Source organism: Pigmentiphaga sp. NML030171 (genome assembly GCF_002188635.1).
Taxonomy (GTDB): Bacteria; Pseudomonadota; Gammaproteobacteria; order Burkholderiales; family Burkholderiaceae_B; genus Pigmentiphaga; species Pigmentiphaga daeguensis.
The window spans coordinates 84,517-109,732 of record NZ_NINX01000015.1 but is presented as its reverse complement, the minus strand read 5'-3'; the positions used below and the strand labels follow the sequence as shown (position 1 = coordinate 109,732).

Sequence of the window (25,216 nt, the reverse complement as noted above, 5' to 3'; positions counted from 1 at the left end):
CATGCCGCATCTGTGGATGGAGTATTCCGACAACCTGGAGTCGCACGTCGATGTCGACGCGCTGCTCGATGACATACACCGCGAGGTGGCGGCCGACGGTGTCTTTCCGCTGGCCGGGCTGCGTACCCGCGCGGTGCCGGTCCGGCGCTACCGCATCGCCGACGCCCACCCCGACAACGTCTTCGTGCATCTTGTCCTGCGCACGCTGCCTGGCCGGGATCCGCAGGTAAAGAAGGCGTCGACCGACCGCTTGTTCGCTGCCATCCTCGCACGATTCAAGCCCTTGTCCGACCGTTTGCCCATTGCTATCTCCATGCATGTGGAAGAGGCTTCGCCCGATCTTGGCTACCGCCTCAGCACCTATCGCCAGCACATGGCGGCGCGCGCCGCGGCCGGTGCCGCCGAGGCGCAGCCGGCATGACCCGGCCGCATCCGGACGCGCCGGACGAACGCGCCCGCGGCGGCATCCGCAGCGTGGAGCGGGCGATCGAGCTGTTGCAGGCCCTGAACCGGCAGTCGGTATCGAGCATCGACGATCTGCACCGGCGCACCGGCATACCCAAGTCCACGATCGCACGGCTGCTGCGCACGTTCGAAGCCAAGGGGCTGGTGGCGCAATCGGTGCGGTTCGGCGCGTACTACCTCGCCTCGGGCGTGGCGTCGCTGTGCTGCGGCTACAACCACCAGCCGCAGGTGATCGAGGTGGCTACGCCCGTGTGCGACGCGCTGACGCGCGAATTCAAGTGGCCGGTCACGCTGGCGCTGCTGGACATCGACGCGATGGTGGTGCGCTACAGCACCATTCCGCAGTCGCCGCTGTCGCTGCTGCATTCGTCGATCAACCTTCGGCGCAGCCTGGTGGGGCGGGCGCTGGGCCTGGCCTACCTTGCATTCTGCGATCCGCAGGAGCGCGAGTTCATCCTGGACGTGGTGCGCCGCACGGGCCGCGAGGAAGACGCGCTGGCGCATGACCCCGAGGGGCTGGAGCGCCTGCTGGAGGAGACCCGGCGGCAGGGGTACGCCCTGCGCGTGCCCGAGCTCAGCCAGCAGTCCTGCACGCTGGCTGTTCCGGTTTTCCACCATGGCGGCGTCGCCGCCACGCTGGGTCTGACCTGGTTTTCGTCGGTGATGACATCGGTCGAGGCGGTGGATCGCTATCTGGCCAGGCTGGTCGAGTCGGCCGATCAGGTTTCCAGGGGGCTGGGCCGGTTCAAGCCCGAGTCTTCCCGGGAGCCCTAGGATTGGGGCCGCCGTCTCAGGCCACGCCCGAAGCCGGCAGCCGCTCGGGCCGCCGGTCATCGGGCCGCTCGCGCAGCATGTCCAGCAGTTCCCGCCGCCGGCCCGCGTAGCCAGGGTCGTCGAACAGGTTGTCCATCTCGTCCGGATCGTCGGCCAGGTTGTACATCTCGCCCGCGCCGCTGCCCTGTTCGTGCGTGAGTTTCCAGTCCCGGGTGCGTACCGTGCGCAGCTTCAGTTCCACGCCGCAGCGCGAGGCCGCTACGTCCCATTCGCTCAGGGCATAGTCCCGGCCGGCGTCCGCGCCTTCCAGCAGCGGCCGCAAGCTCCGGCCGTGCTGCGGCCCCAGCGCGGCGGTGTTCGCGTAGTCGAACATCGTGGCCGCGAGGTCCAGGGTCGAGACCGGATCGCGCACCTGCACGCCGGCTTGCACGCCCGGCCCGCGCGCCACCATGGCCACGCGCAGCAGGCCTTCGTAGGCCATGGGTCCCTTGAGCATCAGGCCGTGGTCGCCCAGCCATTCGCCGTGGTCCGAGGTGAAGACGACCAGCGTGTCGCCGTCCAGTCCGTACTCGTGCAAGGCCTTGAGGATGCGGCCTACCTGGTGGTCCACCAGCGAGATCATTCCGTAGTAGTTGGCGATGATGTTGCGCAGCTGGGCATCGGGCTGGGTGGGGATGCGCGAGAAGTTCTGTCGCAATGCCTGGACCTCGGCGCTGCCCACCGGCCGGCTTTCCATGGCGGCGCGATGCCACCAGGGGCGCCGATCGTAGTCGGTGGAACGGTGGCGGGGCAGGTCCACGTCGTCCGGATGATGCAGCCGGGACCAGGGTTCGGGGCAGTCGAAGGGATGGTGCGGATCGGGGAACGAGGCCCACAGGCAGAAGGGCTCGTCGCGATGCGCGCGCAGGTATTCGATGGTCCGGTCGCCGATCCAGGTCGAGTTGTGCCAGGCCACGGGCAGGGCCGAGTTGAAGGTTTGCGGCGCGCCGCTGGGTGGTCCCAGGTCGGTCTGGTAGAGGCGGTTGCGCATGTCCCCCAGCCCGTCGCCGTAGTACCAGCGAGAATGGTGCAGGCCGCCGGGCAGCGGCGTGGGCAGCCAGTAGTTGTGGCCTTCGACGACCAGTTCCACGTGGCCGAAGCCCATGTAGGGACCCGACCAGTCGGGCCCCAGTTCGGCCTCGGTGTGCTGGCACTCGGGCCGGCCGGTGCGGGCGAATGTGTGGTGCGTGGAGAAATGTGCCTTGCCGATGAAGCCGGTGGCGTATCCCGCCGCGGCCAGGCTGCCGGCGAAGCCGGCTTCGCCCGTGCGCTCGTCCAGGTCGATGCCGTTGTCGCAGACGCCGTGGGTCAGCGGCAGCAGGCCGGTCAGTATCGATGCCCGTGATGGCTGGCATACCAGGTTGGGCGTGATGCACGACGAGAAGTGCGTGCCGGTGCGAGCCAGCTCGTCGATGTGCGGCGTCTTCACGCGCCGTCCGGCAAAGCCCAGGCAGTCGCCCCGGTGCTGGTCGGTGGTGATGAGCAGGATGTTGGGGCGCTTCATGGCTTGCTTTGCTGGCTCTTGATCTTGGCGATGACGGGGACGAGGCGGCGAGTGTCCGCGGCGATGCGCTCGCGCAGCTCGCGCGGGCCGCCTTCGCCCGCCGCCAGGCCCTGGGCCTGCAGCTTGTCGCGCACCTGCGGATTGCGCAGCACCGCCTGGACGGACGCGGTCAGCTTGTCGATCACCGCCGCCGGCGTGCCGGCCGGCGCGAACAGGCCGAACCAGCTGTCGAAGGTGAAGCCCTTCACCTTGTCCTTGAGCATGGGCAGATCAGGCAGATCGGGGATGGGCGTGGCGGCCGTGTTGGCCAGCCCTTGCACCTTGCCGCCCCGCACCGGCTGGATGGCCGTGCTGGCGGCCAGGAACATCATGTCGATGTGCCCGCCCATCACGTCCACGAAACCCTGCGGCGCCGCCTTGTACGGCACGTGCTTGAACGACACGCCGGCCTCCTGCTCGAACAGCGCCATGCCCAGGTGGTGGGTGGAACCTTCGCCGCCGCTGGCATAGGTGATCGTGTCGGGGCGGGCGCGTGCCTGGGCCAGCAGTTGTTCGACCGACTTGAACGGGGCCGTGGGCGAGGCCACCAGCACATAGCGCAGGGTGGACAGCGTGGCGACCGGTTCCAGGTCCTTCTGCGGCTGGTAGGGCATCTTCTCCATCAGGAAAGGCACCGCGGCGAACGAGGCGTCGATGCCCAGCAGCAGGGTATAGCCGTCGGGCGCGGCCTTGATCACCGCCTGGGTGCCGATGATGGTGGCGCCGCCGGGCTTGTTCTCGACGATGATCGGCACGTTCCACTGCTTGCCGAGCTGCTCGGCCACCAGCCTGCCCACCATGTCGGCGGCGCCGCCGGGCACCGAGGGCACGACCAGCGTGACGGGGCGGTCGGGATAGGCGGCCTGGGCACCGGCCGCGAGGGCAAGGGCGGCCACGAGGCCGGTCGCGGATTTCAGCATGGTTGTCTCCTTCGACACGCCCGTTCCTGGCGGCGGACGTTTCATCTGCGGCAGATGATGGCCGATCTCGATCATTGCGGTCCAATGATATATTTGGCCATCGCCATATCAAAGTTGGTATGTAATGCCCGACGCTTCCGAGACCGCGCTGCGCGCGGACTGGTACCTGCGCGGCCGGCTCCGGCTGCGCCACCTGCGCCTGATGGTGGTGATGGACGACGTGCGCAACGTGGGCGAGGCCGCGCGCCGCATGGCCACGACCCAGCCGGCGGTCTCCAGGATGTTGGCCGAGCTCGAGGGCATGGTCGGGGCCAGGTTGTTCGAGCGCACCTCGAAAGGGACCTTCCCGACGGTGCACGGCGCCTCGATGATCCGGCACGCGCGCTGGGTGCTGGGCGACCTCGAACGCATGGGACGGGAATGGTCCGAGCCCGGCGGCCTGGGCGTCGAGACCCTGAGCGTGGGCATCAACTCGTCCTCCGCCGCCTTCCTGGTCCCGCGCACGCTGTTGCGGCTCGAGCGCCGGACGGCGGGGGTCAACGTGCTGGTGCGAGAAGGTTCGATCGAGGCGCTGCTGCCCGATCTCCAGACCCGCAAGCTGGACCTGGTGGTGGCGCGGCTGGGGGCGGGCACGGCCGGTGCCGGACTCTCCACGCGCATCCTGGGTGAAGAGCCGATGTGCGTATGCGGGTCGGCCAGCCACCCGCTGGCATCCAGGAAACGGCCGTCCTGTAAGGACCTGGCGGCCTATCCGTGGATCCTGCCGCCGCGCGGCAGCCCGGTGCGCGCGGGGCTGGACATGCTGTTCCAGCGCGAGGACGTCCGTCCGGCCTCGCGGGTGGAATCGGCCTCGGTGCTGAACAACATGGTCCTGATGGACAACAGCCAGGCCTTGTCGGTGATGCCGCGCGCGGTGGCCGCCTATCATGCGCGCCGGCATGCGCTGGCGATCCTGGCGGTGGAGTTGCCACCGGTGTTCGGCCCCATCGGGGTGATACGCCATGACAGCCTGGAACCGTCGCCCGCCATGCTGGCCCTGGTCGAATGCCTGGAGGAAGAGGCCCGGGCCCTGTCCCAGGCGCCGTGAGGCGATGCGCGGCCGCGGCAATCTGCGATATCATGGCGCAGGCATATACATACAGTCTTGTCTGTAAGTGTCTTCTTGCCCAATCCGCCCGCGGCGGAAGCGGACAGCCCTCTTCATGTCCAACTATTCCGATCCTCGCGCCGACACGTCGCTGAAGCTGTGCGAACACTGCGATGCCGTGTTCCGCCGGATCCGGCTCGACCCGGGCGAGCGGGCCTATTGCCCACGTTGCGGGTCCGAGCTCTACCGGAACAACGAACGGCGCTACGGAGTCCTGTTGCCGGTGGTGCTGGCCAGCCTCATCGTCTTCGTCTGCTGCAACGCCTTCCCCATCGTCACGATGGAGATCCAGGGCCTGAGCACGCGCACCACCGTCTGGGGCGCGGTCCGGGTACTGGCGCGGGAGGACATGCTGTCGGTCTCGACCCTGGTCTTCGTCACGACCATCCTGATGCCGCTGGTCGAACTGGGCCTGCTGGCCTACCTGCTGGTGCCGCTGTGGCTGGGCCGGATCCCGGCCGGCTTCGGCCCGGTGGTGCGCCTTGTCCGGCTGGGGCGGCCGTGGGGCATGATCGAGGTCTTCATGCTGGGCATCGTGGCATCGCTGGTGAAATTGTCCGCGATGGCGATCGTGATCCCCGGCGTGGCGCTGTGGGCGTTCGGGGCGCTGACGGTGCTGCTGGCGATCGTGGTCAGCTTCGATCCGGCCGACCTGTGGGAGCATGCCGAGGCCATCGAGGCCGGCCATCCGTCTCCCGCGGAGCACCGGCCATGAGCCCGGTGCGCACCGCGGCACAGGCGGGCGTGATGGAGTGCCCGCAGTGCTCGGCCATCCATCCCCGCCGGCGCGGCGGCTCCGCGTGCGACCGCTGCGGCGCGGCGCTGCACCTGCGCAAGCCCGACAGCCTGCGCCGCACCTGGGCCTTCCTGCTGGCCGCCATGGCGCTGTACCTGCCGGCCAATATCCTGCCCATCATGACCACCGGCACGCTGCTGGGCTCGCAGACCAACACCATCCTGAGCGGCGTCGTCTACCTGTGGCAGGACGGCTCCTATTTCGTCGCCGCCGTGGTTTTCTGCGCCAGCATCGTCATCCCCATCTTCAAGCTCGTCGTATTGCTGATGCTCGTCATCACGGCCCAGGCGCGTTCGACCTGGCGGCCGGTCGAACGCACCCGGCTGTACGGCATGGTCGAGGCCGTGGGGCGCTGGTCCATGGTGGACGTGTTCGTCGTCGCGCTGCTGGCTTCGCTGGTGCGCCTGGATGCGCTGGCCACCGTCCGGCCCGAGCCCGGCGCGATCGCGTTCGGTGCCGTGGTCGTGCTGACCATGCTCGCTTCGATGAGCTTCGATCCTCGCCTTATCTGGGACCCCATAGACGCCCATGACAACCAAGCCTGATACTCCCGCCGACGCCACGCCGGGCGAGCCGGCGCGCCGCCGGCCCAACCGGTGGCTGCCGTCGCTGGTCTGGCTGATTCCCATCGTCGCGGCCATCGCCGGCCTTTCGTTCGCGGTCAACAGCTGGTATGCCCGCGGGCCGACCATCGACATCACCTTCCGCTCGGCCGAAGGCATCGAGGCGGGCAAGACCAAGGTCCGCTACAAGGACGTGGACATCGGCCAGGTGAAATCCATCCGCCTGGCCGAAGACCGGTCGCACGTCATCGTCGAGGTCGAGCTGACCTCCGATGCCGCCAACTTCGCCGTCGAGGACAGCCGCTTCTGGGTGGTCAAGCCGCGCATCGCCGCCAGCGGCGTCAGCGGCCTGGGCACGCTGCTGTCGGGCGCCTACATAGGCGTGGACGCCGGACGTTCGCAGGAGCGCGAGGACTCGTTCACGGGCCTGGAAGTGCCGCCCATCGTGACGGCCGACACGCCGGGCAAGCAGTTCGTCCTGCACGCCGGCGACCTGGGCTCGCTCGACATCGGTTCGCCGGTGTACTTCCGCCGCGTCAACGTGGGCCAGGTCGTGGCCTATGACCTGGACCAGAACGGCAAGGGCGTGACCGTGCGGGTATTCGTCCGGTCGCCCTACGACAGCTTCGTCACCACCAGTTCCCGCTTCTGGCATTCCAGCGGCGTCAACCTCAAGCTGGACGCCGACGGCCTGAAGCTGCAGACCGAATCGATCTCCACCGTGCTGCTGGGCGGCGTCTCGTTCATCGACTCGCCCCACCTGCCGCCGGGGCAGCCGGCGCAGGACGATGCCGTGTTCCAGCTTGCCGGCAACCAGGACGACGCGCTCAAGGTCGACGACGGTCCGGCGACCAGCGTGGTGATGTACTTCGAGCAATCGGTCCGGGGCCTGTCGCCCGGTGCGCCGGTCGACTTCCGCGGGGTGGTGATAGGCGCCGTCCGCTCCATTGGCATCGAGTTCGACCGGTCCACCAATTCCTTCCGGCTGCCGGTGGTGGTGGACTTCTATCCCTCGCGCCTGGGCTTGCGCCGGCCCGGCGAGCCGGGCGCGCTGGATGCCGACGCGGAGCGCCGCCTGACGGACGCGCTGGTGCGCCGCGGCATGCGCGCCCAACTGCGCAACGGCAACCTGCTGACCGGTCAGATGTACGTCGCCATCGATTTCTTCAAGGGTGCGCCGCCGCCGGCCAACATGGGCCGCAGCCACGGCCTGGACGAATTCCCGACGATACCGGGCGCCTTCGATGAATTGCAGGGCAAGCTGGCCGACATCGTGGACAAGATCGGCAAGGTGCCGTTCGACGCCATCGGCCGTGACCTGACGGCGGCGCTGGCCGGCATGCGCGAGACCATGGCGTCCGCCGACAAGCTGGTGAAGCGGCTGGACGGCCAGGTCGCCCCGGAGATCGTGGCGACGATGGAGGACGCGCGCAAGACGCTCAAGGCGGCCGAAGGCACGTTCTCGGCGGATGCCCCCATGCAGCAGGACCTGCGGCGCGCGTTGCGGGAACTGATGCGCACGGCCAATTCGCTGCGCCAGTTGACCGACTATCTGGAAGAGAACCCGCAGTCGCTGCTGCGTGGAAAGCCCAAGGAAGAACGATGAAGACATTCGTGCTGGCCACGGCGGCGCTGGCCGCGGGACTGTCGGGTTGCGCCGCGCCGGTGGCGCCCGACGTCTACACGCTGCAGGCCCCGCCCCGGGACGCGGCCGCCGCGCCCTCGGCCGGACCGGCCATGGTGATCGACCTCGCCCCGGTGGCGCTGCCCGAGCGCCTGCGCCGTCGCCAGATCGTGCTGCGCGAGGATGGCGCGAAGGTACAGATGCTGGAAGGGCAGCGGTGGTCCGCCACGCTGGGCGACGAATTGCAGGATGCCCTGTCCTCGGCGCTCCAGGGCCGGCTGCACGCGGTGGACGTGGCCAAGGGCGGGGTGGCGGGCAAGCCCGCCTATCGCATCAACGTCGAGTTCTCGCGCCTGGACGCGCGCCTGGGCGGACCGGTCGAGGCCACCGTGGCCTGGTCGGTCAAGCCGTCGGCCGGCGGCGCGGGGCAGGTCTGCCTGGGCCGCTTCGAGCAGGCCGCGGCCGGCGGGTCGGTCGCCGACGTGGTGGCGGCCCACCAGGGGCTGGTCGCCCTGGTGGCCGATGCCATCGCCGCCAGCGTGCGCGCGGTGCCGGGCGGCGGCCCGGCGCCGTACTGCGCGGCGGGATAGGGCCGGCGAACCGGCCCGGGCGCCTCAGGCGATCGTCCTGGCCTTGCGCACGCTGTCGATCAGCGAGCTGCGCAGCAGGAACTGCCGGTGCCGCTGCGGATCGTCGGCGATCCTGCGGATGTCGTCCAGCGCCTGCGCGCGCACGGCGGGATCCTTCTCCTCCAGGCGCTTCTTGTTGTTGACCGTCTGCTGCTGCACGAACTCGATGTTCATCTGCCGGCGCCGGCGCTCGTAGCGATCGAAGACCGACGCGTCTTCCTCGCCCCGTTCGACGGCGGCCAGCATGTCGACCAGTTCCATGGCGTCGTGGATGCCGCAGTTCAGCCCCAGGCCGCCGATGGGGTTGTTGACGTGCGCGGCGTCGCCCGCCAGGAACACCCGGCCCTGCCGGAAGCGCGCCGCCACCCGCTGGTGGACGCGGTAGATGTTACGGTGCAGCACCTCGTAGGGCTCGGCCCTGGGGAACACGTGGGCAAGGCGGCGGGCCACCGCGGCGTCGCTCAGGGCCTCTTCGTCGGTCTCGTCCACGCCGGACGGAAACACCGCGCGCCAGCGCCCCTGCATGTCGTCCCCCGAGATCTTGAACAGGTTCGTCCAGGCGTCGGGGTGGGCGAGGTAGTTGCGGTAGCAGCAGCCCATCAGGCGCTCGAAGTCGTCCTTGACCGTGATGACGATGAAGCGCTCGGGCCAGGTCATGCCTTCGAACGGGATGTCCAGCGCCTTGCGCAGCGCGCTGCGGCCGCCGTCGGCCGCGATCACGTAGTCGGCCTCGATGCGTACCTCTCCGCCGGGGGCCTGGGCGGTCAGGGTCACGCCGTCCCCGGACTGCGCGACCGCCGTGATGCGATGCTCGAAGTGGACCGCCGCGTCCGCGTACGTGCGCAGTTTCTCGATGCCCATGTTGCCGAGCTTGTGCTGCTCGGTCTGCACGACGAAGGGGTAGGGCGTGTCGTCCTTCAGGATCTCGTGGTCGAACTGGGCCACCATGGACTGCGCGGCCTGGTCCCAGAACTGGAAGTAGCGCGCCGTCAGGCCTTCCTTGACGAAGCGGTCGATCAGCCCCACGCGGGCGATCATCTCCAGGGTCGAGCTATGGGTGGTGGCGGCGCGGGGGCTGTCGTCCACGCGCGACTCGGCTTCGTACAGCGAGACCCGGAAGCCCTGCTGGACGGCGGCCAGCGCCGCGACGACACCGACCGGCCCGGCGCCCACGATGGCGATGTGCTTGCTCATTCAATGGCCTCCGGTGGAGTAGTCCTGGGGAATGTCGCAGCGGGCCACGCGGACCGGGCGGTTGCCGGCCGGGGTGTTGCGGCTCTTGCCGACGAAGCGCGGAACGCCGGCGGTCACGACGGCCGACACCGCGGCGATGTCGCCGTTGCGCAGGGCATCGAGCGGATCGTCCTTGGATCCGCCCACGCAGGCGTCCAGCAGGACCACGTCGGCATCCTTGCCCGGCTTCAGGAAACCGCTGTTGATGCCGTAGACCCGGGCGTTGTTGCCGGTTGCCGCCGCGATGGCCCATTCCACCGGCATGTCGGTCAGGCTGGCAAGGTGGGTGATCGTGTACATCATGCCGAGCGGCATGATGCCGCTGCCGGTGGGCGTGTCGGTGGCGATCAGGAAACGGTCGAACTGGTCGGCCTTGCGCACCATGTCGCCCAGCATGAGCGTGGTGCGCAGGTTGCCCGCGGTGCAGACCTGCAGCGCGATCTCCGACTCGTACACCATCTTCGGAAAACCCTCGTCGGGCATGGCCACGGGGCCGCCGTTGACGTGGAACGAGACATGCGGGTTCATGGCGATCAGGTGCTCGGCCCAGATGCCCGACGAACCGGGTATGGACGAGCCGCCGGTATGCACGGTGGTGATCATGCCGTGCTTGCGGGCCCAGCCTATGGCCTGCACGTAGTCGTACGGGGTCTTGACCGCGCCGAAGCCGGCCTTGGCCAGCCAGACGCCCTGCGCGGCGATGTCGGCGAAGTCCTGTTCCACCAGGCCGGGTTCGATGATGATGGAGCCCGCATATACCCGCATGCCTCCCGGACGGTAGTCCTGGAAGCAGCGCTGGGCGGCCACCGCCAGCGCCTTGACGCCGGCCGGATCCTTGGGGCGGCCGGGCGTGTGCACTTCCGAGGCCGTGATGCCGGTGGTGACGCCGCCGTGCACGTAGCTTTCCAGGAAGCCCACGGTCTTCTGCCGCGGCGTGTAGTCGCCGAAGGTGTTGTGCACCTGCGAGTCGATTAGGCCCGGAATGGCGGTGGTGCCGGCCGCGTCGATGACCACGTCGGCGCTTTCGACTTCCGCAGGACTCAGCGTGCCGACCTTGGAGATCAGCCCGTCCTGCATCAGGATGGCGTCGCCCGAGGCATAGGGCTCGCGCCATTCGCCGGTCAGTATCCGGCCCAGGTTGACGATGGCGAGTTTCATCGTGTGCTCCTCAAACGAGTCCGTCCTTGCCCTGCACGTCCCGCAGCCGCAGGCCGCCCACGCGCGCGTTGAGCCGCTCGCGGTTGGAGACGGCGAACACCAGCGCGATTTCGTCGGGCAGGGGGCCGTCGGCGAAATACAGCGTCATGGCGTTATAGAGCGAGCGCACGTACAGCGCATCCTTGGAGGCCAGCGGCACGTCCAGCACCGTGCCCGGTCCGCCGATCTTGGTCACCGACGAGATCCAGGCCTTGCCGCCGCCGATCTCCTTGCGCAGGGGTTCGGCCGACGCCGTCGTCAGCAGCGCGTTGGCATGTTCCTGTTCCCCGCCCAGCCCCACGACGCCGGCCTTGCCGTACGACAGGATCGGATGGTCGCCATAGGCCGCGCGCAGACGGGCGGCCATGCGGGCGCCCAGTTCGGGGCTGGCCTCGATCATGGGCGACAGGTCTTCCACATATCGGCCGGCGTAGGGGTTTTCCACGAAGGCCACGATGGCCGCCTTGCGCAGCGATCCGTCGGCCGGCCGGCCGGCTTCCTCGAGCTTCTCTTCCACGATCGCCTGCCACCTGCGTACTTTCAATTGCATGTGTCGCTCCTGACGTCAGCCACCCTCGGCGAGGGTTTCAAATTCTTGTTGAACCGAATGTTCGACGATGTTATTGTCATACAATCATAAAGTCAATGAAGGTCAGGAGGACGCCATGCGCGGACGCGCCATTCTGTTCTCGGAAATGAAACCGGCCCCCGAGTGGGAGGACAGGTTCAACCACTGGTACGACACCGAGCACATCCCCATCCGCATGGGCCTGCGCGGTTTCGTCAGCGCCCAGCGGTACGCCGCGCCCGAGCGCAACTACCTGGCCGTCTATGAAATGGACGATCTGGCCGCGCTGCGCACCGTCGCCTACCAGGCCATCAAGCAGCATCCTTCCGAGGAAACGGCGTGGATGCTGCGCAACGTCTCCGGATTCACCCGCTACCTGTGCGAGGAAATCGGCAGCGCCGGCGACGCCTCGCCCGAAGCCCTGAATGCCCCGGTGCTCTATCCCGTGTGGTTCAACGTGCCCACGGAACACCTGGACGATTTCGACGCCTGGTACGAGCAGGATCACGTGCCGCTGCTGCTGGAATGCCCCCAGTGGCGGACGGTGCGGCGCTTCCATGTCAAGGACGGCGAGCCGGGCCGCTACAACCGGCTGGCGCTGCACTACCTGGACGACGTCGGCGCGCTGGAGTCGCCGGCCCGCGCGAAGGCCCGCGCCACGCCCTGGCGCGAGCGCCTCGCCGCTCAGCCCTGGTTCAAGGGGACATACGACCTGTTCGACCGCCACCAGGCCCGGCAACTGCCGCCGCTGTAACCGGAGACACGATCCCATGGACCTGAAGATCTCTCCGCGCTCGGTGCAACAGGAAACGGTGCGCCTGGTCCGCGAAGCCATCACCAGCGGCTACTTCAAGCCGGGCGAACGGCTGGTCGAGGCCAAGCTGTGCAGCCTGCTGGGCGTCAGCCGCACTTCCGTGCGCGAGGCGCTGCGGGTGCTGGCGACGGAAAAGCTCATCACCATCGTGCCCAACAAGGGGCCGTCGGTGGCCGAACTGAGCTGGGAAGAGGCCGAGAACATCTATCACCTGCGCGCGCTGCTCGAAGGCGAGGCCGCCGCGCTGGCGGCCGGGCGCGTCAAGCAGGACGACCTGCGCCGCATGCGCGAGGCGCTCGACATCTTTGCCGCCGCCGTCGACCAGCAGGACTGGAAGACGCGCATCTCGGCCACGGCGGATTTCTATGAAGTGATCATCCAATGCTGCGGGAACGCGGTCATGGGCGAGGTACTGCACGGCCTCTTGACACGCATCAACTTCCTGCGGGCCCGGACCATGGCCAGCCCCGGCCGCGCCAAGCACAGCGTGCGCGAGCTCGAGGCCATCTATGGCGCGCTGGAGAAGGGCGATGCCCGCGAGGCGCGCGCCGTGGCCGTGGCGCACGTAAAGGCGGCCGAAACCGAGGCACGCGACGTCTATCGGGAAATGAATCACGCAGCCTGATTTTTCAACCACGCACGTCGGGGAATGGCATGAAAATGAAGTGGCGATTTGCAGGGGTTCTTCTTTCGCTGACCATGGCGGGGGCCGCGCATGCGGCATGGCCCGAGCGCGCGATCACGCTGGTCGTGCCGTTCGCCGCCGGCGGCAATACCGACAGCATCGCGCGGATCACCGCCGAATGGCTGACCACGCAGCTCAAGCAGACCGTGGTGGTCGACAACCGCCCGGGGGCCAACGGCGCGATCGCCGCGGACTACGTCGCGCGCGCCCGGCCCGACGGCTACACGCTGTTCATGGCCACCTTGCCGCAGATGGCCATCGTTCCGGCCTTGCAGAAGGTCCGGTACGATCCCATCAAGGACTTCGCGCCGGTGTCCATCGTGGCCACCAACGAGTTCGCGCTGGCGGTCCATCCCGGCTTCCCGGCCAAGAGCCTGCCGGAACTGGTGGACTACATCAAGGCGCGGCCGGGCCAGGTCGCCTATGCCTCGGCGGGCAGCGGCTCGGTCAGCCATTTGACGATGGCCATGTTCGTCAAGCGCGCCAGCCTGTCGATGATCCACGCCCCGTATCGCGGCGGCGCGCCGGCCATCGCCGACGTGGTGGGCGGGCAGGTGCCCATGTACTTCGCCAACGTCGCCGAGGTCCTGCCCTACGTCAAGAGCGACAAGCTGCGCGTCGTGGCGGTATCCGGCGAGCGCCGGTCGACCGACCTGCCTTCGGTCAAGACGGTGGCCGAGCAGGGCTATCCCGGGTTTTCCACGGAAACCTGGAACGGCATCGCCGCGCCGGCGGGCACGCCTCGCGAGGTGATCGACCGCATCGCCGGCTCGCTGGCGGAAGCGGGCAAGGACGCGGGGTTCGCCGCGAAGCTGGCGGCCATCGGAGTATCGGTACTGTGCAATACGCCCGAGCAGTTCGCCCGCAAGCTGGCCGACGACAACAAGGTGTGGGCCACGGCGGTCAAGGAATCGGGCGCGTCGCTGGACTGAATCAGAACCGTTCGTCGGGCCGAAGATAGCGCCATTGCCCCGGCGGCAGGTCGCCCAGCGCCACGCCGCCGATGCGCACGCGCTTCAGTCCCACCACCTTCAGGCCCACCAGTTCGCACATGCGGCGGATCTGGCGTTTCTTGCCCTCGCGCAGCGTGAAGGACAACTGGTCGTCGTTCTGCCAGCGAACCTTGGCTGGCCGCAGCGGCTTGCCGTCCAGCGACAGGCCATGGTTGAGCCGCTTCAGGTCGCTGTCGGGCAGGCGTCCCGGACGGGTGTATTGCACGCGGACCAGGTATTCCTTGTCGACGGTGGAGTCCTCGCCGATCAGGTGCTTGGCGATGCGGCCATCCTGGGTCAGTACCAAGAGGCCCACCGAATCGATGTCCAGCCGTCCGGCCGGCACCAGGCTGCGCAACTGGCTGGGCTGGAAGCGGATGGGCGAGCGGTCTCCGGTCCATCGCGTGCTGGCCTTGACCAGGGTCACGGCAGGCTGGTAGCCGTCCTCGGCCTGGCCGCTGACATAACCGACCGGCTTGTTCAGCAGGATGGTGACCCGCTGCGCCTGTTCGGCGCTGGCCTGGCGTTCGATGGTGATCTTCTGGTTCGGCAGCACCTTGCTGCCCAGCACCGACACCACCGCGCCGTCCACGCGCACCCAGCCGCGGCTGATCCATTCATCCGCCTCCCGGCGGGAGCAGAGTCCCAGTTCGGACATGCGTTTGGATAGGCGGACGGGTTCGGACATGCTGGCCACGGTCAAGAATCGGTGCAGAGGCGCTAGTGTAGTGGATGGGACCGTGGCCGCCGCCGCGACGGGTTAAGCTTGCGCCTTTGTCGGCCAGCTTCCGCCCCTCCGTCATGAGCGACATCGATCCCATCCTGTTCCCGAACGACGACCGTGCCCAGGCCGAGGCGGCCATCGCCGCCATGGATGCCGCCACCGTCCGCCACGAGGCCGAGCATGCCGGCACGCGCGTCGTCTGGCGCTCGGCCGGGCAGGGGAGTCCGCTGGTGCTGCTGCATGGCGGGCACGGCAGCTGGCGGCACTGGATACGCAACCTGGGGGCGCTCGCGCAACGCCACACCGTATGGGTGCCCGACATGCCGTCGTTCGGCGAATCCGGCACGCTGACGCCGCCCGCCGACCTGCCCCACCTGGTGGCGACCACTGCGGCAACGCTGGACCAGCTCGTGGGAGCGGACACGCCGATCGACCTGGCCGGCTTCTCGTTCGGCGGCCTGTGCGCGGCCCACCTGGCCGCGCGGCGCGGGCGCGTGGCGCACCTGGCCCTGCTGGGCGCAGCCGGCCATGGCACGCCGCGCCGGCAGAAGGCCGCGATGGTCAACTGGCGGCTGGCAAGCGGCGAGGCGGCCCTGGTCGAGGACCTGCGCCACAACCTGCGCGCCCTGATGCTGCACGACGAAAGCAGCATCGACGCGCTGGCCGTCGCGGTGCACCGCCAGGCCTGCGAGGCCACGCGCTTTCGCAGCAAGGCCCTGTCGCAGAGCGGCCCCACCAAGGGCATCCTGGACGGCTTTTCCATGCCCATCCTGTTCGCCTGGGGCGAGCACGACGTGACCGCGTATCCGGACCGGGTGGGGCCGTGGTGGGTCGACGGCCGGCCCGAGCGCCAGTGGCGCGTGATTCCCCATGCCGGGCACTGGGTGCAGTTCGAGCAGGCCGAGGCGACGAACCGGATGCTGCTGGCCTTTTTCGGCTGAGCACGCACGAAGGCGCCCTCAACGCCCGGTCAGCAGTGGATACGGATTGATGGCGCCACCGACCTCGTAGATGCCGTAGTGCAGGTGGGTGGGCGTGCCGCGCGCATTCCCGCTGTTGCCCACATAGCCCAGCGGCATCCCGGCCTGGATGCGCTGGCCCGCCCGCAGGTCGGCATAGCGTTCGAGGTGGGCGTAGTAGTGCATCTGCCGGCCCGGGCCCATGACCCACACTGTGTTCCCGCCCAGCGTATTGGTGCCGATCCGGGTCACGATGCCTTCCGTGGCCGACAGCACGGCGGTGTTGCGGCGGGCGAAAATGTCTATGCCTTCGTGGTGCCGGCCGTCGGCGCGCGGGGCGTTCCAGGTGTCCCGCAGGTCGCGCGGACGCACCCCCTCGACCGGCACCGGCAGGCGCGAGGGGGCGGGCATCGCCGCCAGTCTCAGTCCGTACAGGGGGATTTCCAGTGCCGGGCGGACGACGGGCCAGCCCAGCCACAGCGCCGCGGCCGCCAGCGTCCAGGCAAGCAGCCGGGGGCGCCGCCGGCGGGGCGGCATCCAGGTGTGGGAAGCGGGCGTGGCCATGGTTTCCGCCGTCCGCAAGAACGGTGCCCGCTACTTGCCGAAGCGGCCGGCCCCTGCTACGATATATTTTATGAACTACGCTTCCACGTATTTTTACTTTTACTTTTTTGGATTTCCAAAGCCGCTGGCGGAGGAAAGGAAGCGTCGTATCTAACGGATTCCTGCCCCAAAAAAGCCGCCAGCGTCCTGGCGGCTTTTTTTGTGCCTGGACGAAACGGTGGGGCGAACCCCCCCAAGACATGCATACCAGACATCATTGAAATCCAGGAGAGGATCGTGTCCCACAACACCGACGACTTGCGCATTCGTGAAATCAAGGAGCTGGCTCCGCCTTCGCACCTGATGCGCGAGTTTCCCTGCACCACCAACGTCTCGGAGACGGTCTACTCCACCCGGCAGGCGCTGCACCGCATCCTGCACGGCATGGACGACCGCCTCGTGGTGGTGATCGGGCCGTGTTCCATCCACGACACCAAGGCCGCCCTGGAATACGCCTCCCGCCTGAAGGCCGAGCGCGACCGTTTCGCCGGCGAGCTCGAGATCGTGATGCGGGTGTACTTCGAGAAACCGCGCACCACGGTCGGCTGGAAGGGCCTGATCAACGATCCCGACCTGGACGGCAGCTTCAACATCAACAAGGGGCTGCGCACCGCCCGCCAGTTGCTGCTGGAGATCAACGCCCTCGGCTTGCCTGCGGGGTGTGAATATCTGGACATGATCACGCCCCAGTACATCGCCGACCTCGTCTCCTGGGGGGCCATCGGCGCGCGCACCACGGAAAGCCAGGTCCACCGCGAACTCGCCTCCGGCCTGTCGTGTCCCGTGGGCTTCAAGAACGGGACCGACGGCAACATCCGCATCGCCGTCGATGCGATCAAGGCGGCGTCCCAGCCCCACCATTTCCTGTCGGTGACCAAGGGCGGCGTGTCGGCCATCGTGTCCACCAACGGCAACGAGGACTGCCACGTCATCCTGCGCGGCGGCAAGGCGCCCAACTACGACGCCGCCAGCGTGGAAGCCGCGGCCCAGGACATGGCCAAGGCCGGCCTGGCCCAGCGCGTGATGATCGATGCCAGCCATGCCAACAGCAGCAAGAAGCCCGAGAACCAGCCCCAGGTGCTGGACGACGTGGCGCGCCAGATGGAAGCGGGCGACAACCGCATCATCGGGGTGATGGTGGAAAGCCACCTGACGGCCGGCAGGCAGGACCTGGTTCCCGGCAAGCCGCTGGTCTATGGCCAAAGCATCACCGACGGCTGCATCGACTGGGATACCTCGGTGCAGGTGCTCGAGCGCCTGGCCCAGGCGGTGCAGGCGCGCCGGCTGGTGGCGACCAGCAGCGGCAAGTAGGCCGCGGCTAGAGGCCTCGGGTACGGCCCGAGCGCCACAGGACTTCCGGCGCGCCGGCATCCTGGTTGATGGCGCGGGCCAGTACGAACAGCAGGTCCGACAGGCGGTTCAGGTATTGCCGCGGCGGCGCATGGACGGTCTCGACGCCGGCCAGCGCCACCACGCTGCGTTCGGCCCGGCGGCATACGGTACGGGCCATGTGGGCCAGGGCCGCCGGCCGGCTTCCGCCGGGCAGCACGAATTCGCGCAGCGGCGGCAGCCGGGCGTTGTAATCGGCCAGCAGGCCGTCCAGGTGCGCCACGCGCGCCTCAGTCAGCAGGACGTGGCCGGGCATGCTGAGTTCTCCCCCCAGGTCGAACAGATCGTGCTGGATGTCCAGCAAGTCGTGCGCGATGTCCTGCGGCAAGGCTTCGGTCGCCAGCAGGCCCACCGCGCTGTTGAGTTCGTCCACGTCGCCGATGGCCGCGATGCGCGGCGAGTCCTTGGCCACGCGCGGTCCGGTGGCCAGGCCGGTGGTGCCGTCGTCGCCGGTGCGCGTGGCGATCACGCTCAATCGATGTCCCATGAATGCTCCATGATCAGGGTCCCTGTGCATGCCCCTGTGGGCATCGCCGTGCGTGGATTGTAGTCAGGGCGTTTCCGCTTTCCTTCTCTTCAACTGGCTGGGCGAGTATCCGTAGAATTGCCTGAAAGCGTGGGAATAGGCGCCTTCGCTGGAATAGCCCAGCTCGACCGCGATATCGAGCATCCGGCGGCCCTGGCCGTGCAGCTCGAGCGCGCGTGTCATGCGTGCATGATTGCGCCACTGCTGGAACGACAGTCCGGTCAGCTTCACGAAGATGCGCTGCATCGTCTTTTCACTGGCTCCGGCCTGCGCCGCCCATTGCGCCAGCGTCCTGCCATCCGACGGGTCGGCCTCCAGCGCCCGGCAGATCTGGGCGATGCGCGCGTCCTCGGGAATGGGCAGGCCGGCTGCCACGCGCGGGGCCCGGCGGATCTCGTCCAGGATCACCCGGGTCTTCCAATGGCGCGATGAGGCATCGGCGTGCGAAGCGTCCCAGCGTCCCGCGTCGAAGATCAGTTCCCTGAGCAGGGGGCTGATTCCCGTCACGGCAAAGGCCGGCTCGGCATATACGGCCGCATCGATATACACGCTGTGGTACCGGTAGGGGCGCTCCATCAGCACCGCGTGGGGAAGGTCGGGAGGGATCCAGGCGGCTCGGCTGGGGCCCAGCCGGACCAGGTGGTGCCCGGTCTGGAGCAGCGTGGCGCCACGCTCGGGATACAGCAGTTGTCCGCAGGCGTGGGTGTGGAGCGAGGTTTCGCCGGCTTGGCCTTCGCGCACGACGACGCGCAGCGGCTCGCCCGCCATGTCGACGGGCAGGGGCACGGGCAGCAGCGTCATATGTCGGTTCTTCGCCGAAAACTGACGGTTTCTCGCCAGTGGAAGAAGCGGGCGATTCCTATAGTGCCGGGGATTCCACGGAGGAACGTCATGTCGAAAATCACTCGTCGGCGGTTGGGCGCGGCCTTGGCCGTCGCGGGGGGGGGGGCTGGAGCGCGGCCGGCCACGCGCAACGCTATGCTGAAAAGCCTATCACCATCGTGGTCGCCTATCCACCTGGCAGCGACACCGACGTCATGGCGCGTCCCTACAAGGGCGTCGCGCCGTCCGTGACCGACGTCGTGGCGGGCCACATTCCGGTCGCGCTTGTGACGATCGGGCCGGTCAGGCAGTATCTCAAGGCAGGCAAATTGACGGCCATCGCGGTGGCGGATCCCGACCGCACGCCGTTCCTGCCGAATGTGCCTTCCATCGCCGAGTCCGGGTTTCCCGACGTGCGCCTGTGCGCCTGGAACGCGTTCTTCGCGCTGGCGGCATGGTCGGCCGTGCCGGCGGGGGGCTCGCCCGCAAAGCTCGGAGCCCGGGTGGCCGCCGACTACCGGCAGTTGGGGCGGCTGATCGACGAATTGAAGATCCAGGCCGACTGACGGCCGGCGATCGTTCCATCTTCCCAGGAGGACACGTGGCGACCCGAACCATACAGACCGCCTCGCATTGGGGCGTCTACGACGTGGTGACCGACGAGCAAGGCGCCATCGTCGATACCGTGCCGTTCCGCGCCGACCCGCATCCGGCCAGCTTCGTGCGGGGCCTGCCCGAGATCGTGCGCGGGCCGCTGCGGATCGACCAGCCCTATGTCCGGGCGGGCTACCTGCGCCATCGCAACGGCCAGGGGCGCGGCGGCGACGCCTTCGTGCCCGTCGGCTGGGACCAGGCCCTGGGCCTGGTCGCCGACGAGCTGGCCCGGGTCAAGGCCGAGCACGGCAACGAGGCCATCTACGGCGGTTCGTATGGCTGGGCCAGCGCCGGCCGGCTGCACCACGGGCCCAGCGTGCTCAAGCGTTTCCTGGGCCTGCACGGCGGCTACGTGGACAAGCGCGGCAACCATAGCTTCGGCGCCGCGCTGGGCATCATGCCCTACGTCCTGGGGCGCTCGGACATCACCAATCTGGTGGCATCGTGGCCGGAAGTCATGGCCTCGACCGAACTGATGGTGATGTTCGGCGGCGCCGCCCTGAAGAATACCCAGCTCGACCCCGGCGGCGCGGTGGTGCACGACAACCCCGACTGGTACCGGAACACAGGAAGCGGCGGGCCCGTGTTCGTGACCATCAGTCCGTCGCGCGCGGACCAGCCGCCCGCGTCCCGTTCGGAATGGATGCCCATCCGCCCGCATACCGATACCGCGATGATGCTCGGCATCGCCCATACGCTGGCCTCGGAAGGCCTGCACGACCGGGAGTTCCTGGCCAGCCATTGCGAAGGCTACGCGCGCTTCGAGGCCTATCTGCTGGGCCGCGACGGCGGGCCGCCCCGCAGCGCGGAGTGGGCGGCGGCCATCACCGGCATTGCGGCCGGCCAGATCCGCGCGCTGGCCCGCAGGATGGCGGGCAGCCGCACCATGGTGAACCTGAGCTGGTCGGTGCAGCGCGCCGATCACGGCGAGCAGCCGGTGTGGATGCTGGTCACCCTGGCCGCGATGCTGGGGCAGATCGGGCTGCCGGGCGGCGGCTTCAGCATCGGCTTCGGCGCGGTCAACGGCATGACGGCGCCACGCGTCGAGGGCATGCCGCGCCCGACGCTGCCGCTGGGGCCCAATGCGATCAAGACCTACGTGCCGGTGGGCCGCATCGCCGACATGCTGCTGCATCCCGGCAAGCAGATCGAGTGCTTCGGCCGGGCCATCACGTTCCCGGACATCCGCCTGATCTATTCCATAGGCGGCAACCCCTTCCACCACAACACCAACCTGAACCGTTTCCTGCGCGCCTGGCAGGCGCCGGAAACGGTCATCGTCCACGAGCCGTGGTGGAACCCCGCCGCCCGGCATGCCGACATCGTGCTGCCGGCGACCTCCACCATGGAGCGCAACGACATCCTGGCGCACGAGAACTCCCCTTATTGGATGGCCATGCGGCAGGTCATTCCGCCGGTGGGGCAGGCGCGCAACGACTTCGACATCCTGGCCGAGGTCGCGGGGCGCCTGGGTTTCGAGGCGGCCTATACCGAAGGGCGCGACGAGATGGGCTGGCTGCGCCACATGTACGAGGTCGCCGCCGCCAGGGCCCGGGAGTCGGGCTACGCGCCGCCGGCGTTCGATGCGTTCTGGCAGGCCGGCCAATTCGCCTTTCCCCAGCCCGAGACCGGCTGCGTGCTGCTGGACGATTTCCGCCGCGATCCCGGGGGCCATCCGCTCGCCACGCCCTCGGGCCGGATAGAGATCCATTCGCGCACGATCGAGGGCTATGGCTACGCGGACTGCCCGGCCCATCCCGCATGGCTGGAGCCGGCCGAATGGCTGGGCGGCGCGCAGGCCGCGCGCTATCCCCTGCACCTCCTGTCCAACCAGCCGGCCACCCGGCTGCACAGCCAGCTCGATCCGGCGCAGGCCAGCCGCGCCAGCAAGGTGGCCGGGCGCGAGCCCATCGCCCTGCATCCCGACGACGCGGCCGCGCGGGGCATCCGGGAAGGCGACGTGGTCCGCGTGTTCAACGACCGCGGGGCCTTCCTGGCGGGAGCCGTGCTGGCCGGGCACCTGATGCCGGGCGTCGCGCAGATCGCCACCGGGGCCTGGTACGACCCGCTGCAAGGCGGCGAGCCCGGTTCGCTGGACAAGCATGGCAATCCGAACATGGTGACGCTCGACAAGGGCACGTCGAGCCTGGCGCAGGGCTCGATGGCGCAGACCGCCCTGGTCGAGATCGAGCGCGTTGACGACGCGCCGCCGGTCACGGCCTTCGTGCCGCCGGCGGTGCGGCGGGCCTGATTGGGGGGCAGGGCGTAGAATCGGGGGGATCCACCCTCAGGCTGTCGATTCATGAATGCCCCCGATTTTTCCTCGCTGCGCCGTCCGGTGCCCCAGGCCTGCCTCGATGCGCTGGCCGCTCATTTCGGCGACCGCCTGTCGCTCAATGCGTCCGTGCGGGAACACCACGGCCGCGACGAGTCGCCCTATCCGGCGGTGCCGCCCGACGCCGTGGTGTTCGCCGAAAGCACCGAGGACGTGGTGGCGGCCGTCCAGGCCTGCGCCGCGCACGGCGTGCCGCTGATCGCCTACGGTTCGGGATCGTCGCTGGAAGGGCATGTGCTGGCCATCGAAGGCGGCATTACGCTGGATGTGTCCCGCATGAACCGCGTCCTGTCGGTCAACCCCGACGACCTGACCGTTACCGTGCAGGCCGGCGTCACGCGCAAGCAACTCAACAACGAAATCCGCGATACCGGGCTGTTCTTTCCCATCGACCCCGGCGCGGACGCCTCGTTGGGCGGCATGGCCGCCACGCGGGCGTCGGGAACCAACGCGGTACGCTACGGCACGATGCGCGACAACATCGTGTCCCTGACGGTGGTCACGGCCCAGGGCAAGGTCATCCGCACGGCGCGGCGCGCGAAGAAATCCTCGGCGGGCTACGACCTGACCCGTCTTTTCATCGGCAGCGAAGGCACGCTGGGCATCATCACCGAGGTCACGGTGCGCCTGTATCCCCAGCCCGAGGCCGTGTCGGCGGCGGTCTGCAACTTCCCCAGCGTCGATGCGGCCGTGGCCGCGGTCATCCAGACCATACAGATGGGTATCCCGGTCGCCCGGGTCGAACTGCTGGACACCGCCACCGTGCGCGCGTTGAACCTCTACAGCAAGCTGACCCTGCGCGAGACGCCGCTGCTGCTGTTCGAGTTCCACGGCAGCCCGGCCGGGGTCGAGGAACAGGCCACGACGGTGCAGGAGATCACGCGCGAGCACGGCGGCATGGATTTCGAATGGGCCGTGCATCCCGAGGACCGCAACCGTCTCTGGGCCGCGCGCCACAACGCGTATTTCGCCACCCTGCAGCTGCGTCCCGGCGCGCGCGCCTCCAGCACCGACGTCTGCGTGCCCATTTCCCGGCTGGCCGATTGCATCCGCGCAACCAACGCCGACCTGGCCCAGGCCAGCTTCCCCACCTGCGTGGTCGGACACGTGGGCGACGGCAACTTCCACGTGCAGATGCTGCTGGACCCGGACAGCGAGGCCGAATGGGCCGAAGCCGAGGCCATCAACCGCCGCATGGTCCGCCGCGCCCTGGACATGGACGGCACCTGCACCGGCGAACACGGGGTGGGCCTGCACAAGATGCAATTCCTGGCCGAGGAGCACGGCGAGGACGCGCTGGCGCTGATGCGGCAGGTGAAACAGGCTTTCGATCCGTTGAATATCCTCAATCCCGGGAAGGTGTTGCCCCCCCCTACGCGCTGAGGGGAAGCCCACCCCCTACGCCCTTCGGGCGCCCCCTCAAGGGGGCGAAACCGGCGGACTGGCAAAGCCAGATCCGCGGTTTCCTGGGTCTAGGGAGGTTATCTTGGACCGAATCATCGGTGCTATCGCTGGCGGCCAGCGATAGCACCGGTGCCACCCCTCAAGAAACAGGTACTAGACCCAGGATGCGGTGGATCCGGCTCCGCCGGTCCACCCGCATCGCCCCCTTGAGGGGGCCCGCGTAGCGGGTAGGGGGTGGGCTTCCCGGGGGGTAATACCACTATTGGGGAAAGCGGGGGCACGCTATCTTCAGAAGTTACTGGAGATGTGCATGAACGCCCCAACAGAAATCGGGCTGGACCCGATCGCGGCCGAGCGCCAGGTAGAGGTGGTGCAGGCATTGCGCGCTGTGCTTCCCAACTACTGTGTGCTGTTCAGGGAAGAGGACACGCGTCCCTACGAATGCGACGGACTGTCGCTGTTCCGCCAGTTGCCCATGGTCGTGGTGCTGCCGGAGACCGAGGAGCAGGTGCGGCAGGTCCTGCGGTTGTGCAAGCGGATGGGCGTGCCGGTGGTGGCGCGCGGCGCGGGCACCGGGTTGTCGGGCGGCGCGACGCCGCATGCCGAGGGTGTGCTGCTGGGCCTGGCGAAGTTCAACCGCATCGTCCATGTCGACCCCGAGGCGCGCCTGGCGGTGGTGCAGCCGGGCGTGCGCAACCTGGCCATCTCCGAGGCCGCCGCGCCCCACGGGCTCTACTACGCGCCCGATCCCTCCAGCCAGATCGCCTGCACCATAGGCGGCAACGTGGCCGAGAACTCGGGCGGCGTGCATTGCCTGAAATACGGCCTGACGGTGCACAACGTGCTGGCGGCGCGCGTGGTCACGATGGACGGCGAGGTGCTGGAGCTCGGCTCGTCGGCGCTGGACGAGCCCGGCCTGGACCTGCTGTCCATCATCATCGGCTCCGAGGGCATGCTGGGCATCGTGACCGAGGTCACGGTCAAGCTCATCCCGCGTCCGGCCGTGGCGCGGGTGGTCATGGCGAGTTTCGCGTCGGTCGAGGCGGCCGGCGATGCCGTCGCCCGGGTCATCGCGGCCGGCATCATTCCCGCCGGACTCGAAATGATGGACCGGCGCGCCGTGCACATGGTGGAACCCTTCGTGTGCGCGGGCTACGACCTCGATGCCGAGGCCATCCTGCTGTGCGAATCGGACGGCACCGAAGAGGAAGTGGCCGACGAGATCTGCCGGATCGAGGCGCTGTTCGCCCAGTGCGGCGCGACGCGCCTGCAGGTTTCCGGTTCCGAGGCCGAGCGGCTGCTGTTCTGGGCCGGCCGCAAGAATGCCTTTCCGGCGGCGGGGCGGATTTCTCCCGACTACTACTGCATGGACGGGACCATCCCGCGCCGCTGCCTGGGGCGCGTGCTGTCGGCCATCGCCGAGATGGAGCACAAGTACGGCCTGCGCTGCGCGAATGTGTTCCATGCGGGCGACGGCAACCTGCATCCGCTGATCCTGTTCGATGCCAACGACATCGACGAGGTCGAGCGGGCCGAGCAATTCGGCGCCGAGATCCTGGAGCTGTGCGTGGAGGTCGGCGGCACGATCACCGGCGAGCATGGGGTGGGGGCCGAGAAGATCGACCAGATGTGCGTGCAGTTCGCGCGCGAGGAGCTGGACGTCTTCTTCGGCATCAAGCACGCCTTCGACGCGACCGGCCTGCTCAATCCGGGCAAGGCCATCCCGACGCTGGCCCGGTGCAACGAATACGGACGCCGGCACGTGCACCGCGATGCCATCCGCTTTCCCGAGATCCCCCGCTTCTGATTCC

General features: G+C 68.6%; 25 protein-coding genes. 16 read left to right on the top strand and 9 right to left on the bottom strand.

Features of this window, described 5'->3' with window-relative positions; all coding sequences use genetic code 11:
* Window position 1: 1 nt before the first annotated feature.
* Both CDO46_RS03035 and CDO46_RS03030 read left to right on the top strand, forming a co-directional pair.
* Window positions 2-421 carry a 5-carboxymethyl-2-hydroxymuconate Delta-isomerase gene (locus CDO46_RS03035; protein ID WP_087837089.1) on the top strand — a complete coding sequence of 140 codons (420 nt, stop codon included), beginning with the start codon at window positions 2-4 and terminating at the stop codon, window positions 419-421.
* Window positions 418-1,239, top strand: coding sequence for a DNA-binding transcriptional regulator (locus tag CDO46_RS03030; protein ID WP_087837088.1), 822 nt, complete (start codon window positions 418-420; stop codon window positions 1,237-1,239). Before CDO46_RS03035 ends, CDO46_RS03030 begins: the two co-directional genes overlap by 4 nt.
* Before the next feature lie 16 nt (window positions 1,240-1,255).
* Here the strand turns inward: CDO46_RS03030 and CDO46_RS03025 are convergent, their stop codons facing one another.
* Together CDO46_RS03025 and CDO46_RS03020 are read right to left on the bottom strand one after the other, a co-directional pair.
* Complete coding sequence (locus CDO46_RS03025; protein ID WP_087837087.1) at window positions 1,256-2,782, bottom strand: sulfatase-like hydrolase/transferase; 1,527 nt, start codon at window positions 2,780-2,782, stop codon at window positions 1,256-1,258.
* Entirely contained in the window at window positions 2,779-3,741 is a 963-nt protein-coding gene (locus CDO46_RS03020; RefSeq protein ID WP_165963044.1) for a tripartite tricarboxylate transporter substrate binding protein, read from the bottom strand. The genes CDO46_RS03025 and CDO46_RS03020 overlap by 4 nt, the downstream gene beginning before the upstream one ends.
* A 124-nt stretch (window positions 3,742-3,865) precedes the next feature.
* Here CDO46_RS03020 and CDO46_RS03015 point away from each other — a divergent pair, with 124 nt between their 5' ends.
* The 5 genes from CDO46_RS03015 (at window position 3,866) to CDO46_RS02995 (ending at window position 8,461) form a co-directional block, all read left to right on the top strand.
* Window positions 3,866-4,828, top strand: coding sequence for a LysR family transcriptional regulator (locus CDO46_RS03015; protein ID WP_087837085.1), 963 nt, complete (start codon window positions 3,866-3,868; stop codon window positions 4,826-4,828).
* A 115-nt stretch (window positions 4,829-4,943) separates the two neighbouring features.
* Window positions 4,944-5,603: a paraquat-inducible protein A gene (locus CDO46_RS03010; RefSeq protein ID WP_087837084.1), complete on the top strand. Its 660-nt coding sequence runs from the start codon at window positions 4,944-4,946 to the stop codon at window positions 5,601-5,603.
* Window positions 5,600-6,229 (top strand): paraquat-inducible protein A, encoded by a 630-nt coding sequence (locus tag CDO46_RS03005; RefSeq protein WP_087837083.1) that lies wholly within the window; start codon window positions 5,600-5,602, stop codon window positions 6,227-6,229. Before CDO46_RS03010 ends, CDO46_RS03005 begins: the two co-directional genes overlap by 4 nt.
* Window positions 6,213-7,853, top strand: a complete 1,641-nt coding sequence (locus CDO46_RS03000) for an intermembrane transport protein PqiB (protein WP_087837082.1) — start codon at window positions 6,213-6,215, stop codon at window positions 7,851-7,853. The genes CDO46_RS03005 and CDO46_RS03000 overlap by 17 nt, the downstream gene beginning before the upstream one ends.
* Window positions 7,850-8,461: a membrane integrity-associated transporter subunit PqiC gene (locus CDO46_RS02995; RefSeq protein ID WP_087837081.1), complete on the top strand. Its 612-nt coding sequence runs from the start codon at window positions 7,850-7,852 to the stop codon at window positions 8,459-8,461. The genes CDO46_RS03000 and CDO46_RS02995 overlap by 4 nt, the downstream gene beginning before the upstream one ends.
* A gap of 24 nt (window positions 8,462-8,485) precedes the next feature.
* Here CDO46_RS02995 and CDO46_RS02990 read toward each other — a convergent pair whose 3' ends face one another.
* The 3 genes from CDO46_RS02990 to CDO46_RS02980 are packed head-to-tail and all read right to left on the bottom strand — an operon-like array spanning window position 8,486 to window position 11,480.
* Window positions 8,486-9,694: an NAD(P)/FAD-dependent oxidoreductase gene (locus tag CDO46_RS02990; protein ID WP_087837080.1), complete on the bottom strand. Its 1,209-nt coding sequence runs from the start codon at window positions 9,692-9,694 to the stop codon at window positions 8,486-8,488.
* Window positions 9,695-10,891: an amidohydrolase family protein gene (locus tag CDO46_RS02985; protein ID WP_087837079.1), complete on the bottom strand. Its 1,197-nt coding sequence runs from the start codon at window positions 10,889-10,891 to the stop codon at window positions 9,695-9,697.
* A gap of 10 nt (window positions 10,892-10,901) precedes the next feature.
* Window positions 10,902-11,480, bottom strand: a complete 579-nt coding sequence (locus tag CDO46_RS02980) for an amino acid synthesis family protein (RefSeq protein WP_087837078.1) — start codon at window positions 11,478-11,480, stop codon at window positions 10,902-10,904.
* 115 nt (window positions 11,481-11,595) lie between these two features.
* Here CDO46_RS02980 and CDO46_RS28260 point away from each other — a divergent pair, with 115 nt between their 5' ends.
* The 3 genes from CDO46_RS28260 to CDO46_RS02965 are packed head-to-tail and all read left to right on the top strand — an operon-like array spanning window position 11,596 to window position 13,929.
* On the top strand, window positions 11,596-12,252 hold the full coding sequence (locus CDO46_RS28260) for a DUF4286 family protein (RefSeq protein WP_165963045.1): 657 nt from the start codon (window positions 11,596-11,598) through the stop codon (window positions 12,250-12,252).
* A gap of 16 nt (window positions 12,253-12,268) precedes the next feature.
* On the top strand, window positions 12,269-12,937 hold the full coding sequence (locus tag CDO46_RS02970; RefSeq protein WP_176400648.1) for a GntR family transcriptional regulator: 669 nt from the start codon (window positions 12,269-12,271) through the stop codon (window positions 12,935-12,937).
* Between the two features lie 29 nt (window positions 12,938-12,966).
* Window positions 12,967-13,929: a tripartite tricarboxylate transporter substrate binding protein gene (locus tag CDO46_RS02965; protein ID WP_087837075.1), complete on the top strand. Its 963-nt coding sequence runs from the start codon at window positions 12,967-12,969 to the stop codon at window positions 13,927-13,929.
* A 1-nt stretch (window position 13,930) separates the two neighbouring features.
* Here CDO46_RS02965 and CDO46_RS02960 read toward each other — a convergent pair whose 3' ends face one another.
* Window positions 13,931-14,677 carry a pseudouridine synthase gene (locus CDO46_RS02960; RefSeq protein WP_087837280.1) on the bottom strand — a complete coding sequence of 249 codons (747 nt, stop codon included), beginning with the start codon at window positions 14,675-14,677 and terminating at the stop codon, window positions 13,931-13,933.
* Window positions 14,678-14,790: 113 nt separating this feature from the next.
* On the opposite strand from CDO46_RS02960, the gene CDO46_RS02955 reads away from it, so the two are divergent.
* Complete coding sequence (locus CDO46_RS02955; RefSeq protein WP_087837074.1) at window positions 14,791-15,654, top strand: alpha/beta fold hydrolase; 864 nt, start codon at window positions 14,791-14,793, stop codon at window positions 15,652-15,654.
* 18 nt (window positions 15,655-15,672) lie between these two features.
* Here CDO46_RS02955 and CDO46_RS02950 read toward each other — a convergent pair whose 3' ends face one another.
* Window positions 15,673-16,236 carry a M23 family metallopeptidase gene (locus CDO46_RS02950; RefSeq protein WP_343928120.1) on the bottom strand — a complete coding sequence of 188 codons (564 nt, stop codon included), beginning with the start codon at window positions 16,234-16,236 and terminating at the stop codon, window positions 15,673-15,675.
* A gap of 276 nt (window positions 16,237-16,512) precedes the next feature.
* On the opposite strand from CDO46_RS02950, the gene aroG reads away from it, so the two are divergent.
* Complete coding sequence (gene aroG, locus CDO46_RS02945) at window positions 16,513-17,586, top strand: 3-deoxy-7-phosphoheptulonate synthase AroG (RefSeq protein WP_087837073.1); 1,074 nt, start codon at window positions 16,513-16,515, stop codon at window positions 17,584-17,586.
* A gap of 7 nt (window positions 17,587-17,593) precedes the next feature.
* Here aroG and CDO46_RS02940 read toward each other — a convergent pair whose 3' ends face one another.
* A complete protein-coding gene (locus CDO46_RS02940) occupies window positions 17,594-18,151 on the bottom strand; it encodes a cob(I)yrinic acid a,c-diamide adenosyltransferase (protein ID WP_087837072.1) in 558 nt (185 codons plus the stop codon).
* Window positions 18,152-18,214: 63 nt separating this feature from the next.
* Window positions 18,215-18,991 carry an AraC family transcriptional regulator gene (locus CDO46_RS02935; RefSeq protein ID WP_087837071.1) on the bottom strand — a complete coding sequence of 259 codons (777 nt, stop codon included), beginning with the start codon at window positions 18,989-18,991 and terminating at the stop codon, window positions 18,215-18,217.
* A 200-nt stretch (window positions 18,992-19,191) separates the two neighbouring features.
* Here CDO46_RS02935 and CDO46_RS02930 point away from each other — a divergent pair, with 200 nt between their 5' ends.
* From CDO46_RS02930 to CDO46_RS02915, 4 genes are all read left to right on the top strand, one after another.
* Window positions 19,192-19,578 carry a tripartite tricarboxylate transporter substrate binding protein gene (locus CDO46_RS02930; protein WP_087837070.1) on the top strand — a complete coding sequence of 129 codons (387 nt, stop codon included), beginning with the start codon at window positions 19,192-19,194 and terminating at the stop codon, window positions 19,576-19,578.
* Window positions 19,579-19,613: 35 nt separating this feature from the next.
* The gene (locus CDO46_RS02925) at window positions 19,614-21,917 is read left to right on the top strand and encodes a molybdopterin-dependent oxidoreductase (protein ID WP_087837069.1); all 2,304 of its coding nucleotides are present in this window, start codon (window positions 19,614-19,616) and stop codon (window positions 21,915-21,917) included.
* Between the two features lie 51 nt (window positions 21,918-21,968).
* Window positions 21,969-23,384 carry an FAD-binding oxidoreductase gene (locus CDO46_RS02920; protein WP_087837068.1) on the top strand — a complete coding sequence of 472 codons (1,416 nt, stop codon included), beginning with the start codon at window positions 21,969-21,971 and terminating at the stop codon, window positions 23,382-23,384.
* A gap of 331 nt (window positions 23,385-23,715) precedes the next feature.
* Window positions 23,716-25,212: an FAD-linked oxidase C-terminal domain-containing protein gene (locus CDO46_RS02915; RefSeq protein WP_087837067.1), complete on the top strand. Its 1,497-nt coding sequence runs from the start codon at window positions 23,716-23,718 to the stop codon at window positions 25,210-25,212.
* Window positions 25,213-25,216: the final 4 nt, after the last annotated feature.

Coding starts and splice junctions, on each gene's coding strand:
- CDO46_RS02980 (WP_087837078.1), bottom strand. CDS start 11,480: ATGCAATTGAAAGTACGCAGGTGGCAGGCGATCGTGGAAGAGAAGCTC.
- CDO46_RS02990 (WP_087837080.1), bottom strand. CDS start 9,694: ATGAGCAAGCACATCGCCATCGTGGGCGCCGGGCCGGTCGGTGTCGTC.
- CDO46_RS02965 (WP_087837075.1), top strand. CDS start 12,967: ATGAAAATGAAGTGGCGATTTGCAGGGGTTCTTCTTTCGCTGACCATG.
- CDO46_RS03035 (WP_087837089.1), top strand. CDS start 2: ATGCCGCATCTGTGGATGGAGTATTCCGACAACCTGGAGTCGCACGTC.
- CDO46_RS02970 (WP_176400648.1), top strand. CDS start 12,269: ATGGACCTGAAGATCTCTCCGCGCTCGGTGCAACAGGAAACGGTGCGC.
- CDO46_RS02950 (WP_343928120.1), bottom strand. CDS start 16,236: ATGGCCACGCCCGCTTCCCACACCTGGATGCCGCCCCGCCGGCGGCGC.
- CDO46_RS28260 (WP_165963045.1), top strand. CDS start 11,596: ATGCGCGGACGCGCCATTCTGTTCTCGGAAATGAAACCGGCCCCCGAG.
- CDO46_RS03015 (WP_087837085.1), top strand. CDS start 3,866: ATGCCCGACGCTTCCGAGACCGCGCTGCGCGCGGACTGGTACCTGCGC.
- CDO46_RS02920 (WP_087837068.1), top strand. CDS start 21,969: ATGAATGCCCCCGATTTTTCCTCGCTGCGCCGTCCGGTGCCCCAGGCC.
- CDO46_RS02995 (WP_087837081.1), top strand. CDS start 7,850: ATGAAGACATTCGTGCTGGCCACGGCGGCGCTGGCCGCGGGACTGTCG.
- CDO46_RS03010 (WP_087837084.1), top strand. CDS start 4,944: ATGTCCAACTATTCCGATCCTCGCGCCGACACGTCGCTGAAGCTGTGC.
- CDO46_RS02985 (WP_087837079.1), bottom strand. CDS start 10,891: ATGAAACTCGCCATCGTCAACCTGGGCCGGATACTGACCGGCGAATGG.
- CDO46_RS02960 (WP_087837280.1), bottom strand. CDS start 14,677: ATGTCCGAACCCGTCCGCCTATCCAAACGCATGTCCGAACTGGGACTC.
- CDO46_RS03005 (WP_087837083.1), top strand. CDS start 5,600: ATGAGCCCGGTGCGCACCGCGGCACAGGCGGGCGTGATGGAGTGCCCG.
- CDO46_RS03000 (WP_087837082.1), top strand. CDS start 6,213: ATGACAACCAAGCCTGATACTCCCGCCGACGCCACGCCGGGCGAGCCG.
- CDO46_RS03025 (WP_087837087.1), bottom strand. CDS start 2,782: ATGAAGCGCCCCAACATCCTGCTCATCACCACCGACCAGCACCGGGGC.
- CDO46_RS02940 (WP_087837072.1), bottom strand. CDS start 18,151: ATGGGACATCGATTGAGCGTGATCGCCACGCGCACCGGCGACGACGGC.
- CDO46_RS02955 (WP_087837074.1), top strand. CDS start 14,791: ATGAGCGACATCGATCCCATCCTGTTCCCGAACGACGACCGTGCCCAG.
- CDO46_RS02915 (WP_087837067.1), top strand. CDS start 23,716: ATGAACGCCCCAACAGAAATCGGGCTGGACCCGATCGCGGCCGAGCGC.
- CDO46_RS03030 (WP_087837088.1), top strand. CDS start 418: ATGACCCGGCCGCATCCGGACGCGCCGGACGAACGCGCCCGCGGCGGC.
- CDO46_RS03020 (WP_165963044.1), bottom strand. CDS start 3,741: ATGCTGAAATCCGCGACCGGCCTCGTGGCCGCCCTTGCCCTCGCGGCC.
- CDO46_RS02935 (WP_087837071.1), bottom strand. CDS start 18,991: ATGACGCTGCTGCCCGTGCCCCTGCCCGTCGACATGGCGGGCGAGCCG.